The sequence below is a fragment of the Mesorhizobium sp. C120A genome (assembly GCF_030323105.1).
Lineage (GTDB): Bacteria > Pseudomonadota > Alphaproteobacteria > Rhizobiales > Rhizobiaceae > Mesorhizobium.
In genome coordinates, this window is record NZ_CP100476.1 from 3,851,712 (window position 1) to 3,864,032 (window position 12,321).

The window sequence follows — 12,321 nt, forward strand, 5'->3', positions numbered from 1 at the left end:
TTGAGTTGCGCGCAAGGCAACCAAGTAGTTTTGGGGAAACGCCATGGCTGACAGACCCTCAATCAGAACTCCGCTAGCTCGAGTGCGGGGCCTTGGATCGGCGAAACACGGAACCGAAACGTTCATGCTGGAGCGGCTGACATCTGCTGCCCTGTTGATCCTTGTCATTTACATCGTCGCGGTCGTTATAATGCTGGTCGGTGAGCCTCGAGACGCCGTCCTCAGCGTCGTAGGATCGATCTATGTCGCGCCAGCCCTTATTGGCTTCATTCTCGTAAGCTGCGTTCACATGCGGCTTGGAATGCAATCGATCATCGAAGATTACTGCCATGCCACCGTGCTCAAATCGCTTCTTCTGATCGCCAATTGGTTATTCTGCTGGGCAGTCGCGCTCGCAAGCTTGTTCGCTGTGCTGTTAATCAGCTTCAGATAGCGATCCGGTTCTCAGCTGCAGCCAACGTCTGCCACCGGCAGGCTGAAGTTCGCCTCAGCGGCGAACCGGGCTGGCTTGCGCAAAGGAGTTCGACAACCCGGCCTCATCTGATTTGCGGCAGCCTGTCCCATTGATGGAAAGGGGGTGGAGAGGTCAGCTCCCACTCCAATGTGGTAGCTCCTGGCCCCCATGGGTTCATGCCGGCGGCTCTTTGCCGGTAGAAAGCTTCCAAGATGCCGAAGAGGAAAATCACGACACTCGCGGCCGACAGGTACGATCCATACGAGGACACCATGTTCCAGCCGGCGAATGCGTCGGGATAGTCGACATAGCGACGCGGCATGCCCGCCAATCCAAGGAAGTGATGGGGGAAGAAGACGAGGTTCACGCCGACGAAGGTCGTCCAGAAATGGACCCCAGCCAGAAGCGGATTGTAGAGATATCCCGTCATTTTCGGAAACCAGTAATACCAGCCCGCGAAGATGCCGAAGATCGCTCCCAGTGAAAGTATGTAGTGGAAATGCGCGACGACGAAGTATGTGTCGTGCAGTTCACGGTCGAGGCCGGCATTTGCGAGTTGAACGCCCGTCACCCCGCCTACGGTGAACAGGAATATGAAGCCGAGGGCCCAGAGCATCGGCGTCCGCAGGCTGACCGAACCGCCCCACATGGTTGCAATCCAGGAGAACACTTTTATCCCGGTCGGCACTGCGATCACCATCGTGGCGAAGGTGAAGTAGCGCTGCGTGTCGAGGCCTATCCCGCTGGTGTACATATGGTGGGCCCAGACGACGAAGCCGATCACCCCGATCGCCACGATTGCGTAGACCATCCCGAGATACCCGAAGATCGGCTTTCGCGAGAAGGTCGAGATCACCTGGCTGACGATGCCGAACGCCGGCAGGATCATGATGTAGACTTCCGGGTGGCCGAAGAACCAGAAGAGATGCTGGTACAGCAGCGGGTCGCCTCCGTCGTCCGGCGCGAAGAACGTGGTTCCGAAATTGCGATCGGTCAGGAGCATGGTGATGGCGCCGGCCAGCACCGGCAGAGCCAGCAGCAGCAGGAAGGCGGTGATGAGGATCGACCACACAAACAGGGGCATCTTGTGCAGGGTCATCCCCGGCGCGCGCATGTTGAAGATGGTGGTGATGAAGTTGATGGCTCCCAGGATCGAGGAGGCGCCCGCAATGTGCAGAGACAGGATGACCAGATCCACGGCGGGACCGGGATGGCCGGAGGTCGACAGCGGCGGGTACAGGAACCAGCCGGTCCCAGGGCCATAGCCGCCGGGGACGCTGGGCATGAAGATCGACAATAAAAGCAACATCAATGCCGGCGGCAGCAGCCAGAACGAGATGTTGTTCATGCGCGGGAAGGCCATGTCGGGGGCGCCGATCATGATCGGAACCATCCAGTTGGCGAAGCCGCCGATCAGGGCGGGCATCACAGTGTAGAAGATCATGATCAGCGCGTGGGCCGTGGTGAAGACGTTGTAAAGCTGCTTGCCGGCGTCGATCGCCGCGTCGCCCTGGTAACCATAGATCATCGACGCCAGTCCGGGGAAAAACTGGATCCCGGGTTGCTGCAGCTCGATTCGCATGCTCACCGACAAGAGCATGCCGATCACCCCCGCGATGAAAGCGAAGACCAGATAGAGTGTGCCGATGTCCTTGTGGTTGGTCGAAAACAGCCATCGGGTGATGCCGGTCGGCTGGTGGCTGTCGAGACCGTCCGGATCTGCCGCCGTATATTCGTTCATGACCTTCTCCGCTTGAGCCGTCCGTCGCCAGCATCGAACCGTGCTGGAACTTGATTGTTCCCTCCACCGAACCGGCGGTAGGAACATTCCACGGAAGCCGCGGTTAGGTTCCGCGCGGCCGACCCTGCGCGGCTGAGGATCGACGTCCATGCTGGCGATAATTGCTGCGACCCTGGTTCTGACGACGGTGGTTGGTGGGCTGATATCCGCCTTCTGGCTCGAGGCGCGTCATGGTCTCCATGACCCCACGCCGCCGGACATGTCGGTGCCCAGGCAACTGAACGCCCCGGCCTGGAGCCGGTGGTCCTGACATGGACGCGATCACCGCGACACTCGACCCGAGAACGCGAGCCGGCTGGCTGCTGCTCGGCTTCGCGCTCGGCGGTTTCTTCGACGGCATCGTCCTGCATCAGATCCTGCAATGGCATCATCTTCTCTCGGGCGTCGCCGATCCGGTGGGTTCCGACCTGCGCTTCCAGATCATGGCCGACGGCCTCTTCCATCTTTTCATGTATGTGCTCGCCGTCGCCGGCACGGTGCTGCTGGTGGCCGCGAGGGCGGCCGGCGCGCGGCCCGGGACCACCACGGAGATCCTGCGGCTCGCCTTCGCCGGGTTCGGCGTCTGGCATGTCGTCGATGCCGTCGTGTTTCACTGGCTGCTGGGTCTGCACCGGATCAAGATGAACAGCGACTTGCCGCTCGCCTGGGATATTGCGTGGCTGGTCATCTTCGGCATCGTGCCGCTTGTGTTGGTGCTGGTGCTGCCCAACCGCGGCGGACCGGCACGCGGTGCTTCGGCAGCGCTGACCAGCATCGTCCTGCTTGCGGGACTGGCAGCCGGCGCCGGCCCGTTCTTCAACGGTGCCGCCAATTCCATCATCGTCTTTCGGGCCGGGATGGAACCGGCGGCGATGATGCGGGCCGTTGAAGTCGCCGACGCCCATCTCAAATGGGTCGACGCCAGCGGCACCATCTGGGCGGTCGACCGCGTCTCATGGCGCGGGTTGGTAGCCCTTCACGCGCGCGGCGCCCTTGTGGTCAGCACGACGCCTGTCATTGCCGGATGCCTTGCCTGGACCGATGCCGCCGGAGTGAGCAGTAGCTCCAGCCAGCAGCGAGGCACTCCTGCCAGGCTATGACTTCCGGACAGGGATAGGGGAGTATCAAGCATGCAATTCGCCACCGAGAGCAGCCACGGCCGGAGCCTGACACCGCGCATCGTCGTGGTCGGCGGAGGCTTTGCCGGTCTGGAGGTTGCCAAGGCGCTCGGCAAGGCGGAAATCGGGGTGACGATCATCGACCGCCACAATCACCACCTGTTCCAGCCCTTGCTCTATCAGGTTGCAACCGCCGCCTTGTCGGCGCCTGACATCGCCGAGCCAATCCGCAAGATCCTGGGCCGCTATCCCTCGGTTCAGGTCCTCTTCGGCGATGTCACCGAGATCGTCACCGAAGCCAGGATACTGGTGCTGGCCGATGGGACCACGGTCCCCTACGACATCCTGGTCTTGGCCACCGGTTCGCAGCCATTCTATTTCGGCCAGGAGAGCTGGGCTCGGGTTTGTCCCGGCTTGAAGACCATCGAGGACGCGCGCACGATCCGGTCACGGCTGCTGCTATCGTTCGAGCACGCGGAACGGACCACCGATCCAGTCGAGCAATCCCGGCTGATGACGATCGCCATTATCGGCGGCGGCCCGACCGGTGTCGAACTGGCGGGCTCGATCGCCGAACTCAGCCGGCACACACTGGCGCGCGACTTCCGCAACATCCGGCCCGAGAAGACAAGGATCATACTGGTAGAAGCCGGCGAGCGTCTGCTCGCCGGATTCGCCCCGGAGCTTTCCAGATATGCACGTCTGCGCCTTGAAAGCCTGGGCGTCGAGGTCGCGCTCGGCAACCGGGTCGAGGCGATCGAAGCGCATCAGATCACCGTCGGCGGCCAGGTGATCCCGGTGGCCTTGACGCTCTGGGCCGCCGGGGTGGCGGCTTCTCCGCTGGCCGCCCAGCTTGGTGTCGGGCTCGACCGCGGCGGTCGGGTGAAGGTCGAATCCGACCTGCAGGTCGTCGGCCATCCCGATGTCTTCGCGCTTGGCGACGTCGCACTGGTCGTCGATGGGAACGGCCAGCCATTGCCTGGTCTTGCCCAGGTCGCCAAGCAGCAGGGCGAGCACCTCGGCAAGGCACTGGCACGCCGGATAGATGCTGGCGACACGCTGCCCGCTTTTGTCTTCAGCAATCGAGGCAACACGGCCATTGTCGGCCGCCACGCTGCCGTGTTCGAATCGGGCAGGCTGAAACTGAAAGGCTGGTTCGCCTGGTCTGCCTGGGCGCTCATCCATGTCTACCTGCTCGTCGGTTTTCAGCACCGCGTTCAGGTCTCGATCCAGTGGCTCTGGCGCTACCTGACCTATGAGCGTGGCGCCCGGCTCATCGCCGAGGAGCGAGTCGAACCGGGTTCGACATCGTCGCCGGGAGCGGCCCCGAGAGAGCCGCTGCCAACCAAGGCAGACGCCGCCCCGGCATTGCACGCCCGCACTGACTAGATTGCCGGGTGCTCAGTTCGGAGACAGTGGCGATGCGGGGGTCAGCTCTGGATTCCGCCACGGCCCGTCGTCCCACGGCAGCCCGAACCTCGATAGTTGAGGCGGGTGGTTCCCAGCTTGTATCCGGTGCCGGCCTGATGGATCCGGATGGCACCAACGACGTTGCGTCCCTATATGAACAAATGAACACAGGCTCCTCGAAACGGGATCTGTTGAACCCCTCCTCTTCAGAGACAGCTCGTCATGACGTCACCTGCGACTGCTGAACAAACCCCGGTCATTCAGATGGGGCTTCCTGCCCTGAGCAACAGCTATGCGCAACTGCCGGAGCGCTTCTTCGCGCAAACACATCCGAAGCCGGTATCCGAACCGCGGCTGATCCGGTTCAACCGGCCCCTCGCCGAGGAACTCGGGCTCGATGCCGACCTGCTTACCAGCCCGGATGGAGTGGCGATGCTGGCCGGCAACAAATTTCCGGAAGGCTTGCAGGCAATCGCTCTGGCCTATGCGGGCCACCAGTTCGGAAACTTCGTGCCTCAGCTCGGCGACGGGCGCGCTCTGCTTCTTGGCGAAGTGGTGGACGTCAACGGCATTCGCCGTGACATCCAGCTGAAGGGATCGGGACCAACGCGGTTCTCGCGCAACGGTGACGGCCGCGCCGCACTCGGCCCTGTCCTGCGCGAATATGTCGTCAGCGAAGCGATGGCGGCGCTCGGCATTCCGACGACGCGAAGCCTTGCGGCGGTGCTCACCGGCGACCCGGTCTATCGCGAGGTCCGGCTGCCCGGCGCCGTCCTGACGCGGGTGGCGGCAAGCCATATCAGGATCGGCACGTTCCAATATTTCGCCGCGCGCCACGACACCGAGGCGCTCAAGATATTGGCCGACTATGCCATTCAGCGTCACTTCCCACAGCTGGCGGGGGAAGCACGGCCCTACCGCGCTTTGCTGGAGGCCGTTGTCGCCGCACAGGCGGACCTGGTGGCGCGCTGGATGCTGGTCGGCTTCATCCATGGCGTCATGAACACCGACAACATGTCGATCTCGGGCGAGACGATCGACTATGGCCCATGCGCCTTCATGGACGCTTATGACCCCAGCGCGGTGTTCAGTTCGATAGACCGCGCCGGTCGCTATGCCTATGCCAACCAGCCTCGTGTCGCCACATGGAACCTTGCGCGCTTTGCCGAGACCCTGCTGCCGCTCATGAGCACGGACGAGAATGAAGCAGTGTCTGAAGCGGAAGAGGTGCTGAGGTCGTTCCAGGCCTCCTATGAGGCTGTGTTGCAGCGCGGCTTCCGCAGAAAACTCGGACTGCTGACCGAAGCGGAAGGCGACTTGCAGCTCGCTGCCGACTTTCTGGATGTGCTGGCTCGCGGCGAAGCGGATTTTACGCTCGGCTTCCGGCGCCTGGGCGATGACCTCGACGCTGCGGACGGCCAAGGCACGGCGCGGCAGTTGTTTAAGGATCCAGGTGCATTCGATGCCTGGTCGGCGCGGTGGCGCCAGCGCATCGCAAGCGAGGGCGACACGGCCACGCGCCGTTCTGCCATGCAATCGGTCAATCCCAAATTCATCCCCCGCAATCATCGCATCGAGGCGATGATCCAGGCGGCGTTGGGCGGCGACTTCACACTGTTCGAGGAGATCCTGGCAGTCGTCAGCCGTCCCTTCGATGAGCAGCCGGGAATGGAACGCTATGCTGAGCCGCCACGCCCGGATGAGCGCGTCCTGCAGACATTCTGCGGTACCTGAGACATTCGTGATGGTCGCTTAACATGTGCAAATGCGGAAGACCCATTTGCAAGCTATCGTCACGGGTACTCTCGTAGGGGCTGAGCTATGACGATCATAGAATTGGCATTCGAATTGCTGGCACGGAAGCTCGTAGACCGTACCGGAATATCAGACGAAGATGCTCGAAACCTTGTCGCAGCCATGGGAGCTGACTGGTCATCGCTCGTGCGAGCAGCGAGGGCGATCAAAGAGGCTTAGGCCTTTTGACGTCGTTTTAGCTGCCATCAGCTGCAGGCAGATCGGACCAGAGGCTGCTGCCGCGATCCAGGCGCGACACCGCGCTGGTCAGCGATCATGTCAGCAACGTGGTCAAGCACTGTATTTCGGTCGCCACTGAAGCCCGCTACGCAAGTCGCCGGAAGCTCGCAATAAACTGCGATAGCAGCCCAGGCTTAGGATTTATATTGCAGGCCCGCACCACTGGCGGGGCGACGCGGGCGGGCCGCTGCCGTTCCTTGAAATCCGCGTTGGGAGTCAGATTCCGTCGGCACCGAAAAGCACAGGTGCTGACGAAGCAGACGGAACTTCCCCCCACGATCACGGTTTTGAGTCACGATGCCAACCCAAGGAGATGCAGATGTCGAGCAAAATGCCGCCCGTGCCGCCTGAGAACCAGAGCCAGAAGGGTCGAGGAGAAGGGCGACAGGTTAGCCACGATGATGCCCAGCACGGCACTCACGGAGCGCCGGATCCGGAGCGCCAAGGGCAGCAAGCCAACACCAAGGTCAACACCACTCATCAGGGCCGTCAGCAGGATCGGTGATCATGTCCACATCGAAGAAACACCCGAACACGATCCGGCAGGGCGGGCCAGGCGCATCGCACGAGAACGCCAGAAAACCCCTGCAGGTCAACAAACCCCGGCGGATGAAGACCGTCGATCCAAAAGCCGAGTTTCAGGGGGTGGCGGTGAAAAGGACAGTCATCATTCGCACAATCCCAAGAAGGGTAGCAACAGTTGAACCCACGGCTTTGTGAATGATTGTGCTAAAGCGCGCCGCGTGTGCATGTCATTGTCTCACAACCGAGCCTTTTTTTGAGTGACATGCATTAGCCGGACCAGGGTGAGGATCAGCGAGTCGAGACGCCCGGAAAAACCGGAGGCCGTGGGCCCGCACCACTGGCGGAGCGATGCGGGCCCGGCCAAGGGTTACGGCCCTCGACCAGCAGCGAGGGGCTCGCTGCCGCATGCAGAACAAGCCCCGTAATTTCAGGTTCCGCTAATATACAAAAAAGCCGGCCACCTTTCGGCAGCCGGCCAGTTCCAACAGAACAAGGGAACGTGCACTGATGGGGCAGTGCAACGCCCGAAGTGTTTCGAGGCGACGATGTTCCACCGGAAATCCACAGATTCGCCGTTTCGATCTACATTGGCCGGATTGAAAGATCTTTGACGATCTCTCCCAAGTTCTCGCGGAGCCCGGTCCGACGTGTGGCGCCCTGTCTGCGCCTTGGCTCTCTATGCGGCCAGCAAGCTCATCCTTGAAGAATGCCCGCCGCGGCTGCCGCGCGCATCAACCCGGCGTGCAATTGGTCGAGCGCGCGGCAGACCGGGGACGCGTCAAGTCGAGCGTCGGTCGACGTAGGTGTAGACGCCGGCCCCGATGGCGACCGCGCCGACCGTGATCACGATCGATGGCGCGCCCATCAAACTGGCAAGGACCGCCCAGATGAGGGCGATGACGATAGCGCCGAGTGTTCCCAGGATCAGTTTCGGCATTGTCTACCCCTCCACGTTCGGACCGCCCGTCGATGGTCGTCACCCACCGGTCATGCGAAACGCCGCATGAAAGCACAGTGTGGCCCATGAGGTGAAGGGCCGCGCCGGAATACTCCGGTGCGAAAAAGATGATGCCCGCGCCGCCAAAGCCCGGGTGTTCAATAGCCAAATTGCTGGACCGGCGCCTAGCGCCTCAGCGCGTGGACTTCCGCCATGCTTTCGCCGCCCATCGGCAGGGCCATCTCATCATCGAGCAGCCGGGTGATGCGGGCAAAGCCCGTAAACGCCTTCCTGGCTGCTTCGGCCGACATTCTGCCCGACAGGGCCGCGGAGCAGCAATTCACGGCGCATTGATACACAGGCCCACGCCGTCCCAATGGCCATTTCTGCAAAAAGACCATCGCTTCGGCAACGCTATCGACTTCCTCGACGGGGTGTCCCTGCCCGCGCGCAATGCGCACGGGCGTAAAGAAATGCAAGCGGTCCATTTTGTTCTCTCCCTGGTCGGCCGCAGCGCGGACCAACCCTACTAAATTCGCGGATAGCGCGTTTGTTCCGCTTATTGCAAAAAAATCTGCGCCGGTGGGCTTGGGTTGCCGACGACCGCTTTTGTCCGGAACGTTAGGCCGGCTGATGCATTTCGCTCTCGTGATTGCCTTGAGGGACACGTTCAAACCATGCGGATAGCCCATGTCGCCCCTTTGCACGAATCGGTGCCGCCCCTTCTCTATGGCGGCACCGAGCGCATCGTTTCCTATCTGACCGAAGGGCTGGTCGAACTCGGCCATGAGGTGACGCTGTTCGCCAGCGGCGACAGCCGGACGTCGGCCAGACTGATACCAGGACGCGAACGCGCGCTGCGCCTCGATCCGCGTCCGCTGAAATCGGACACGGCGGCGCATCTTGCGATGCTTGCCGATGTGAGGAACCGAGCCCACGACTTTGATATCATTCATTTTCATCTCAGCCATTTCCTGCATTTCTCGTTCTTCGAGACCATGCCGGACAAGACGGTGACGACGCCTCATGGCCGGCTCGATTATGTCGATCTGGCGCCGGCCTATGAGCGCTTTCCGCGCTTTCCGCTGGTCTCGATCTCACACAGCCAGAAGACCGGGCTTGCGAATGCCAATTGGCTGGCCACCATCCATCACGGGCTGCCGACGGGTCTCTATCAGCCGACCTTCGAGACGGCGGCGGGCGAACCATACCTTGCCTTTCTCGGCCGGCTTTCGCGCGATAAGCGGCCGGACCGGGCCATCGACATCGCCTTGCGGTCGGGCATGAAGCTCAAGCTGGCGGCCAAGATCGGCGACGATGATCGCGCCTATTTCCATGAGACGATCGAGCCCTTGATCGATGGCAACCGCATCGACTATGTCGGCGAGATCGCCGAGGGTGAGAAGACTGAATTCCTCGGCAATGCCGCTGGTCTCCTGTTTCCGATAGACTGGCCCGAGCCGTTCGGCCTTGCCGCGATCGAGGCGATGGCGTGCGGTACGCCAACCATCGGCTGGAACTGCGGTGCGTTGCCGGAAGTCATCGACCATGGCGTCACCGGATTTGTCGTCGATTCTCTCCATGCCGCGGTCGCCGCAGTGCCGGCCTTGCTGCAGCTCGACCGGCGAAAGGTGCGCGCCGTCTTCGAAAGTCGGTTCTCCGCCAACAGGATGGCGCGCGACTATCTCACTGCCTATGCGCGTCTCATCGGCGCCCCGGCTGAATCGAAAGCGTCGTGAACGACGGCGGACGTTCCGAGCCCGAAACAGAGATTTGTGACTGATGACCGAACTTGACGAGCGCAAGCTCGACCCTGCCGTGGCCCTTGCCTCCCTGGACGAAACCGCGCCGCGCGAGCCGCACCGGCTGTTTGCCCTAAAGCAAGGCGACTGTTTTGCCGTGGCCGATGCCTACGGCGATATCAGGGGCGCGGGCGACGGTTTCTTCCGTGACGACACGCGGGTGCTGTCGGAGTTCAGGCTCACCGTCGGCGGCCGGCAGACATCGCTGCTCGGCGCCTCGCTCAGCCAGGACAATGTGCTGTTCACCAGCAATTTGACCAATTTGCCGATGCAAAGCGCCGGTGGCCGCGACATCCCGCAGGGCGCCATCCATATCGAGCGCGTCAGGCTGTTGTGGCAGGACCGGCTGTTCGAGCGCATCACCCTTTCCAACTACAGCCAGGAGCATTCGGCAATCCGCGTCTCGCTGCATTTTGCCGCCGATTTCCGCGACATGTTCGAGGTGCGCGGTTCGACCCGGCCGAAGCGCGGAATGGCGCATGCAGCGGAGATCGCGCCTGCCTCGGTGCTGCTGCGCTATGACGGACTGGACGGGCTGGCGCGGGTGTCGGCGATCTCGTTCTCGCAGCCGCCAGACCAGTTGAGCGCCGAGCGCGCGGATTTCCTCATCGCAGTGACCAAGCGCAGCAGCAAGATGCTTTACGTCGAGGTCGGCGCGGAACTGACCGAAACGCCCGACCGCGACCGCTTCCGGGCGGCCGCGGCGCGCGCCCGTTTCGGCATGCGGGCCAAGCGCCGCCATGGCGCGACGGTGCACAGTTCGGGCCGCGTCTTCAACGATTGGGTCGAACGCGCTCGCGCCGATGTCGCCTTGCTGACCACCGAGCTGTCGACCGGCCCTTACCCCTATGCCGGCATCCCCTGGTTTTCGACGGCCTTCGGCCGTGACGGCGTCATCTCGGCGCTGCAGATGCTATGGCTCAACCCCGGCCTGGCGCGCGGCGTGCTTGCCTTCCTCGCCCAGCACCAGGCGACCGAGACATCGCCTTTCAGCGACTCGCAGCCCGGCAAGATCATGCACGAGACGCGCAAGGGCGAGATGGTGGCGCTGCAGGAGCTACCCTTCGGCCGCTACTATGGCGGCGTCGATACCACGCCGCTCTACATCCACCTCGCTTGCGCCTATGCCGAGCGCACCGGCGACATGGACTTCATCGCCAGCCTGTGGCCGTCTCTCTGCGCCGCCGCCAAGTGGACGGAAGAGGCGAGCCGCGCAACCGGCTTCGTCACCTATCAGCGCGCTGCCGAATCCGGCCTTGCGAACCAAGGCTGGAAGGACAGCTTCGACTCGGTCTTCCACGCCGACGGGCGCATTCCCAAGGGGCCGATCGCGCTGGTCGAAGTGCAGGGTTATGTCTTCGCCGCCTTCAGGGGCCTTGCCGCTCTCGCCCGCCGCCGGGGCGAGTTCGCGCAGGCCGAGCACTGGGAAAATCGCGCCGAAGAGATGCGGATCGCCGTCGAGCGTGATTTCTGGCTGGACGATCTCGGCTTCTATGCGCTGGCGATCGACGGCGCCGGAGAGCCGTGCAAGGTGCGCACCTCGAATGCCGGACACCTGCTCTATGTCGGCCTGCCCGAACCGGCGCGGGCTAAGATGGTCGCCGACCAGTTGCTTTCGGCTTCCTTCCACTCCGGCTGGGGGGTGCGAACGCTTTCCGACGATGCTGTGCTGTTCAACCCGATGTCGTACCACAATGGTTCCATCTGGCCGCATGACACGGCGATGTGCGGCGCCGGCCTGGCGCGGTTCGGCGAGCGTGACAGCGTGGTGCGGCTGATGAGCGGTACGTTCGAATCGGCAGTGCATTTCAACATGCGACTGCCGGAACTGTTCTGCGGCTTCACCCGCTCGCCGGGCGAAGCGCCGATCGCCTACCCCGTCGCCTGCCTGCCGCAAGCGTGGTCGGCAGGCTCGGCCTTCATGCTGATGCAGGCGTGCCTCGGTCTGGAAATCGACGGCTGGAACGGCGAAATCCACGTCACTCGACCCCGTTTGCCGATCGGCATCGATACGCTGACGCTCAGGCATCTGGGTGTCGGCGAAAAGAGGGTCGATCTTACCTTCCAGCGTGTCGGCGACCGCGTCGTCGCCTTTCTCGCCGACCGCCATGAAGGGCTGGTTCCGCTGATCGTGCGGACATGATCGGAACGGCTTTCAACGGGAACCGATCCCAGGGTTTGTGCGTTGCAAAAAACACAGGTTCTCACGGGCGATCGTCGGCTGCGAACACTCAAATGGAACCATGAAGAAAAAGGCCCTG

10 protein-coding genes and 1 pseudogene are annotated in these 12,321 nt (G+C 62.6%); 8 read left to right on the forward strand and 3 right to left on the reverse strand.

The annotated features are described in order from the left end of the window. The first annotated feature begins 43 nt into the window (after nucleotides 1–43). Nucleotides 44–433: a succinate dehydrogenase, hydrophobic membrane anchor protein gene (sdhD, locus tag NL532_RS18685; protein WP_027050929.1), complete on the forward strand. Its 390-nt coding sequence runs from the start codon at nucleotides 44–46 to the stop codon at nucleotides 431–433. 103 nt (nucleotides 434–536) lie between these two features. Here the strand turns inward: sdhD and ctaD are convergent, their stop codons facing one another. Continuing rightward, nucleotides 537–2,195, reverse strand: coding sequence for a cytochrome c oxidase subunit I (gene ctaD / locus NL532_RS18690; protein ID WP_023830064.1), 1,659 nt, complete (start codon nucleotides 2,193–2,195; stop codon nucleotides 537–539). A 311-nt stretch (nucleotides 2,196–2,506) separates the two neighbouring features. Here ctaD and NL532_RS18695 point away from each other — a divergent pair, with 311 nt between their 5' ends. From NL532_RS18695 to NL532_RS18715, 5 genes and pseudogenes are all read left to right on the forward strand, one after another. Continuing rightward, nucleotides 2,507–3,334 carry a DUF2243 domain-containing protein gene (locus NL532_RS18695; protein ID WP_286487402.1) on the forward strand — a complete coding sequence of 276 codons (828 nt, stop codon included), beginning with the start codon at nucleotides 2,507–2,509 and terminating at the stop codon, nucleotides 3,332–3,334. 30 nt (nucleotides 3,335–3,364) lie between these two features. After that, on the forward strand, nucleotides 3,365–4,741 hold the full coding sequence (locus NL532_RS18700) for an NAD(P)/FAD-dependent oxidoreductase (protein WP_023706866.1): 1,377 nt from the start codon (nucleotides 3,365–3,367) through the stop codon (nucleotides 4,739–4,741). A 285-nt stretch (nucleotides 4,742–5,026) separates the two neighbouring features. Beyond that, entirely contained in the window at nucleotides 5,027–6,496 is a 1,470-nt protein-coding gene (locus NL532_RS18705) for a protein adenylyltransferase SelO (RefSeq protein WP_023830062.1), read from the forward strand. Nucleotides 6,497–7,115: 619 nt separating this feature from the next. Next, nucleotides 7,116–7,301 (forward strand): hypothetical protein, encoded by a 186-nt coding sequence (locus NL532_RS18710; protein WP_023688550.1) that lies wholly within the window; start codon nucleotides 7,116–7,118, stop codon nucleotides 7,299–7,301. 2 nt (nucleotides 7,302–7,303) lie between these two features. Continuing rightward, nucleotides 7,304–7,500 (forward strand): annotated as a pseudogene (locus NL532_RS18715) (hypothetical protein). A 599-nt stretch (nucleotides 7,501–8,099) separates the two neighbouring features. Here NL532_RS18715 and NL532_RS18720 read toward each other — a convergent pair. Then, the gene (locus NL532_RS18720) at nucleotides 8,100–8,258 is read right to left on the reverse strand and encodes a hypothetical protein (RefSeq protein ID WP_023724403.1); all 159 of its coding nucleotides are present in this window, start codon (nucleotides 8,256–8,258) and stop codon (nucleotides 8,100–8,102) included. Nucleotides 8,259–8,443: 185 nt separating this feature from the next. Next, nucleotides 8,444–8,950, reverse strand: coding sequence for a DUF982 domain-containing protein (locus NL532_RS32410; protein WP_502881979.1), 507 nt, complete (start codon nucleotides 8,948–8,950; stop codon nucleotides 8,444–8,446). Between NL532_RS32410 and NL532_RS18730 the strand changes: the two genes are divergently transcribed. Both NL532_RS18730 and NL532_RS18735 read left to right on the forward strand, forming a co-directional pair. Continuing rightward, nucleotides 8,936–9,997, forward strand: a complete 1,062-nt coding sequence (locus tag NL532_RS18730) for a glycosyltransferase family 4 protein (protein ID WP_023830061.1) — start codon at nucleotides 8,936–8,938, stop codon at nucleotides 9,995–9,997. The genes NL532_RS32410 and NL532_RS18730 overlap by 15 nt on opposite strands. A gap of 43 nt (nucleotides 9,998–10,040) precedes the next feature. After that, complete coding sequence (locus NL532_RS18735) at nucleotides 10,041–12,203, forward strand: amylo-alpha-1,6-glucosidase (RefSeq protein WP_023724401.1); 2,163 nt, start codon at nucleotides 10,041–10,043, stop codon at nucleotides 12,201–12,203. The last annotated feature ends 118 nt before the right edge of the window (nucleotides 12,204–12,321 follow it).

What these genes read in the sequence shown, in the direction of transcription:
- ctaD (WP_023830064.1), bottom strand. Translation starts at nt 2,195, where the DNA reads ATGAACGAATATACGGCGGCAGATCCGGACGGTCTCGACAGCCACCAG.
- sdhD (WP_027050929.1), top strand. Translation starts at nt 44, where the DNA reads ATGGCTGACAGACCCTCAATCAGAACTCCGCTAGCTCGAGTGCGGGGC.
- NL532_RS18735 (WP_023724401.1), top strand. Translation starts at nt 10,041, where the DNA reads ATGACCGAACTTGACGAGCGCAAGCTCGACCCTGCCGTGGCCCTTGCC.
- NL532_RS18730 (WP_023830061.1), top strand. Translation starts at nt 8,936, where the DNA reads ATGCGGATAGCCCATGTCGCCCCTTTGCACGAATCGGTGCCGCCCCTT.
- NL532_RS18710 (WP_023688550.1), top strand. Translation starts at nt 7,116, where the DNA reads ATGTCGAGCAAAATGCCGCCCGTGCCGCCTGAGAACCAGAGCCAGAAG.
- NL532_RS18720 (WP_023724403.1), bottom strand. Translation starts at nt 8,258, where the DNA reads ATGCCGAAACTGATCCTGGGAACACTCGGCGCTATCGTCATCGCCCTC.
- NL532_RS18705 (WP_023830062.1), top strand. Translation starts at nt 5,027, where the DNA reads ATGGGGCTTCCTGCCCTGAGCAACAGCTATGCGCAACTGCCGGAGCGC.
- NL532_RS18700 (WP_023706866.1), top strand. Translation starts at nt 3,365, where the DNA reads ATGCAATTCGCCACCGAGAGCAGCCACGGCCGGAGCCTGACACCGCGC.
- NL532_RS18695 (WP_286487402.1), top strand. Translation starts at nt 2,507, where the DNA reads ATGGACGCGATCACCGCGACACTCGACCCGAGAACGCGAGCCGGCTGG.
- NL532_RS32410 (WP_502881979.1), bottom strand. Translation starts at nt 8,950, where the DNA reads ATGGGCTATCCGCATGGTTTGAACGTGTCCCTCAAGGCAATCACGAGA.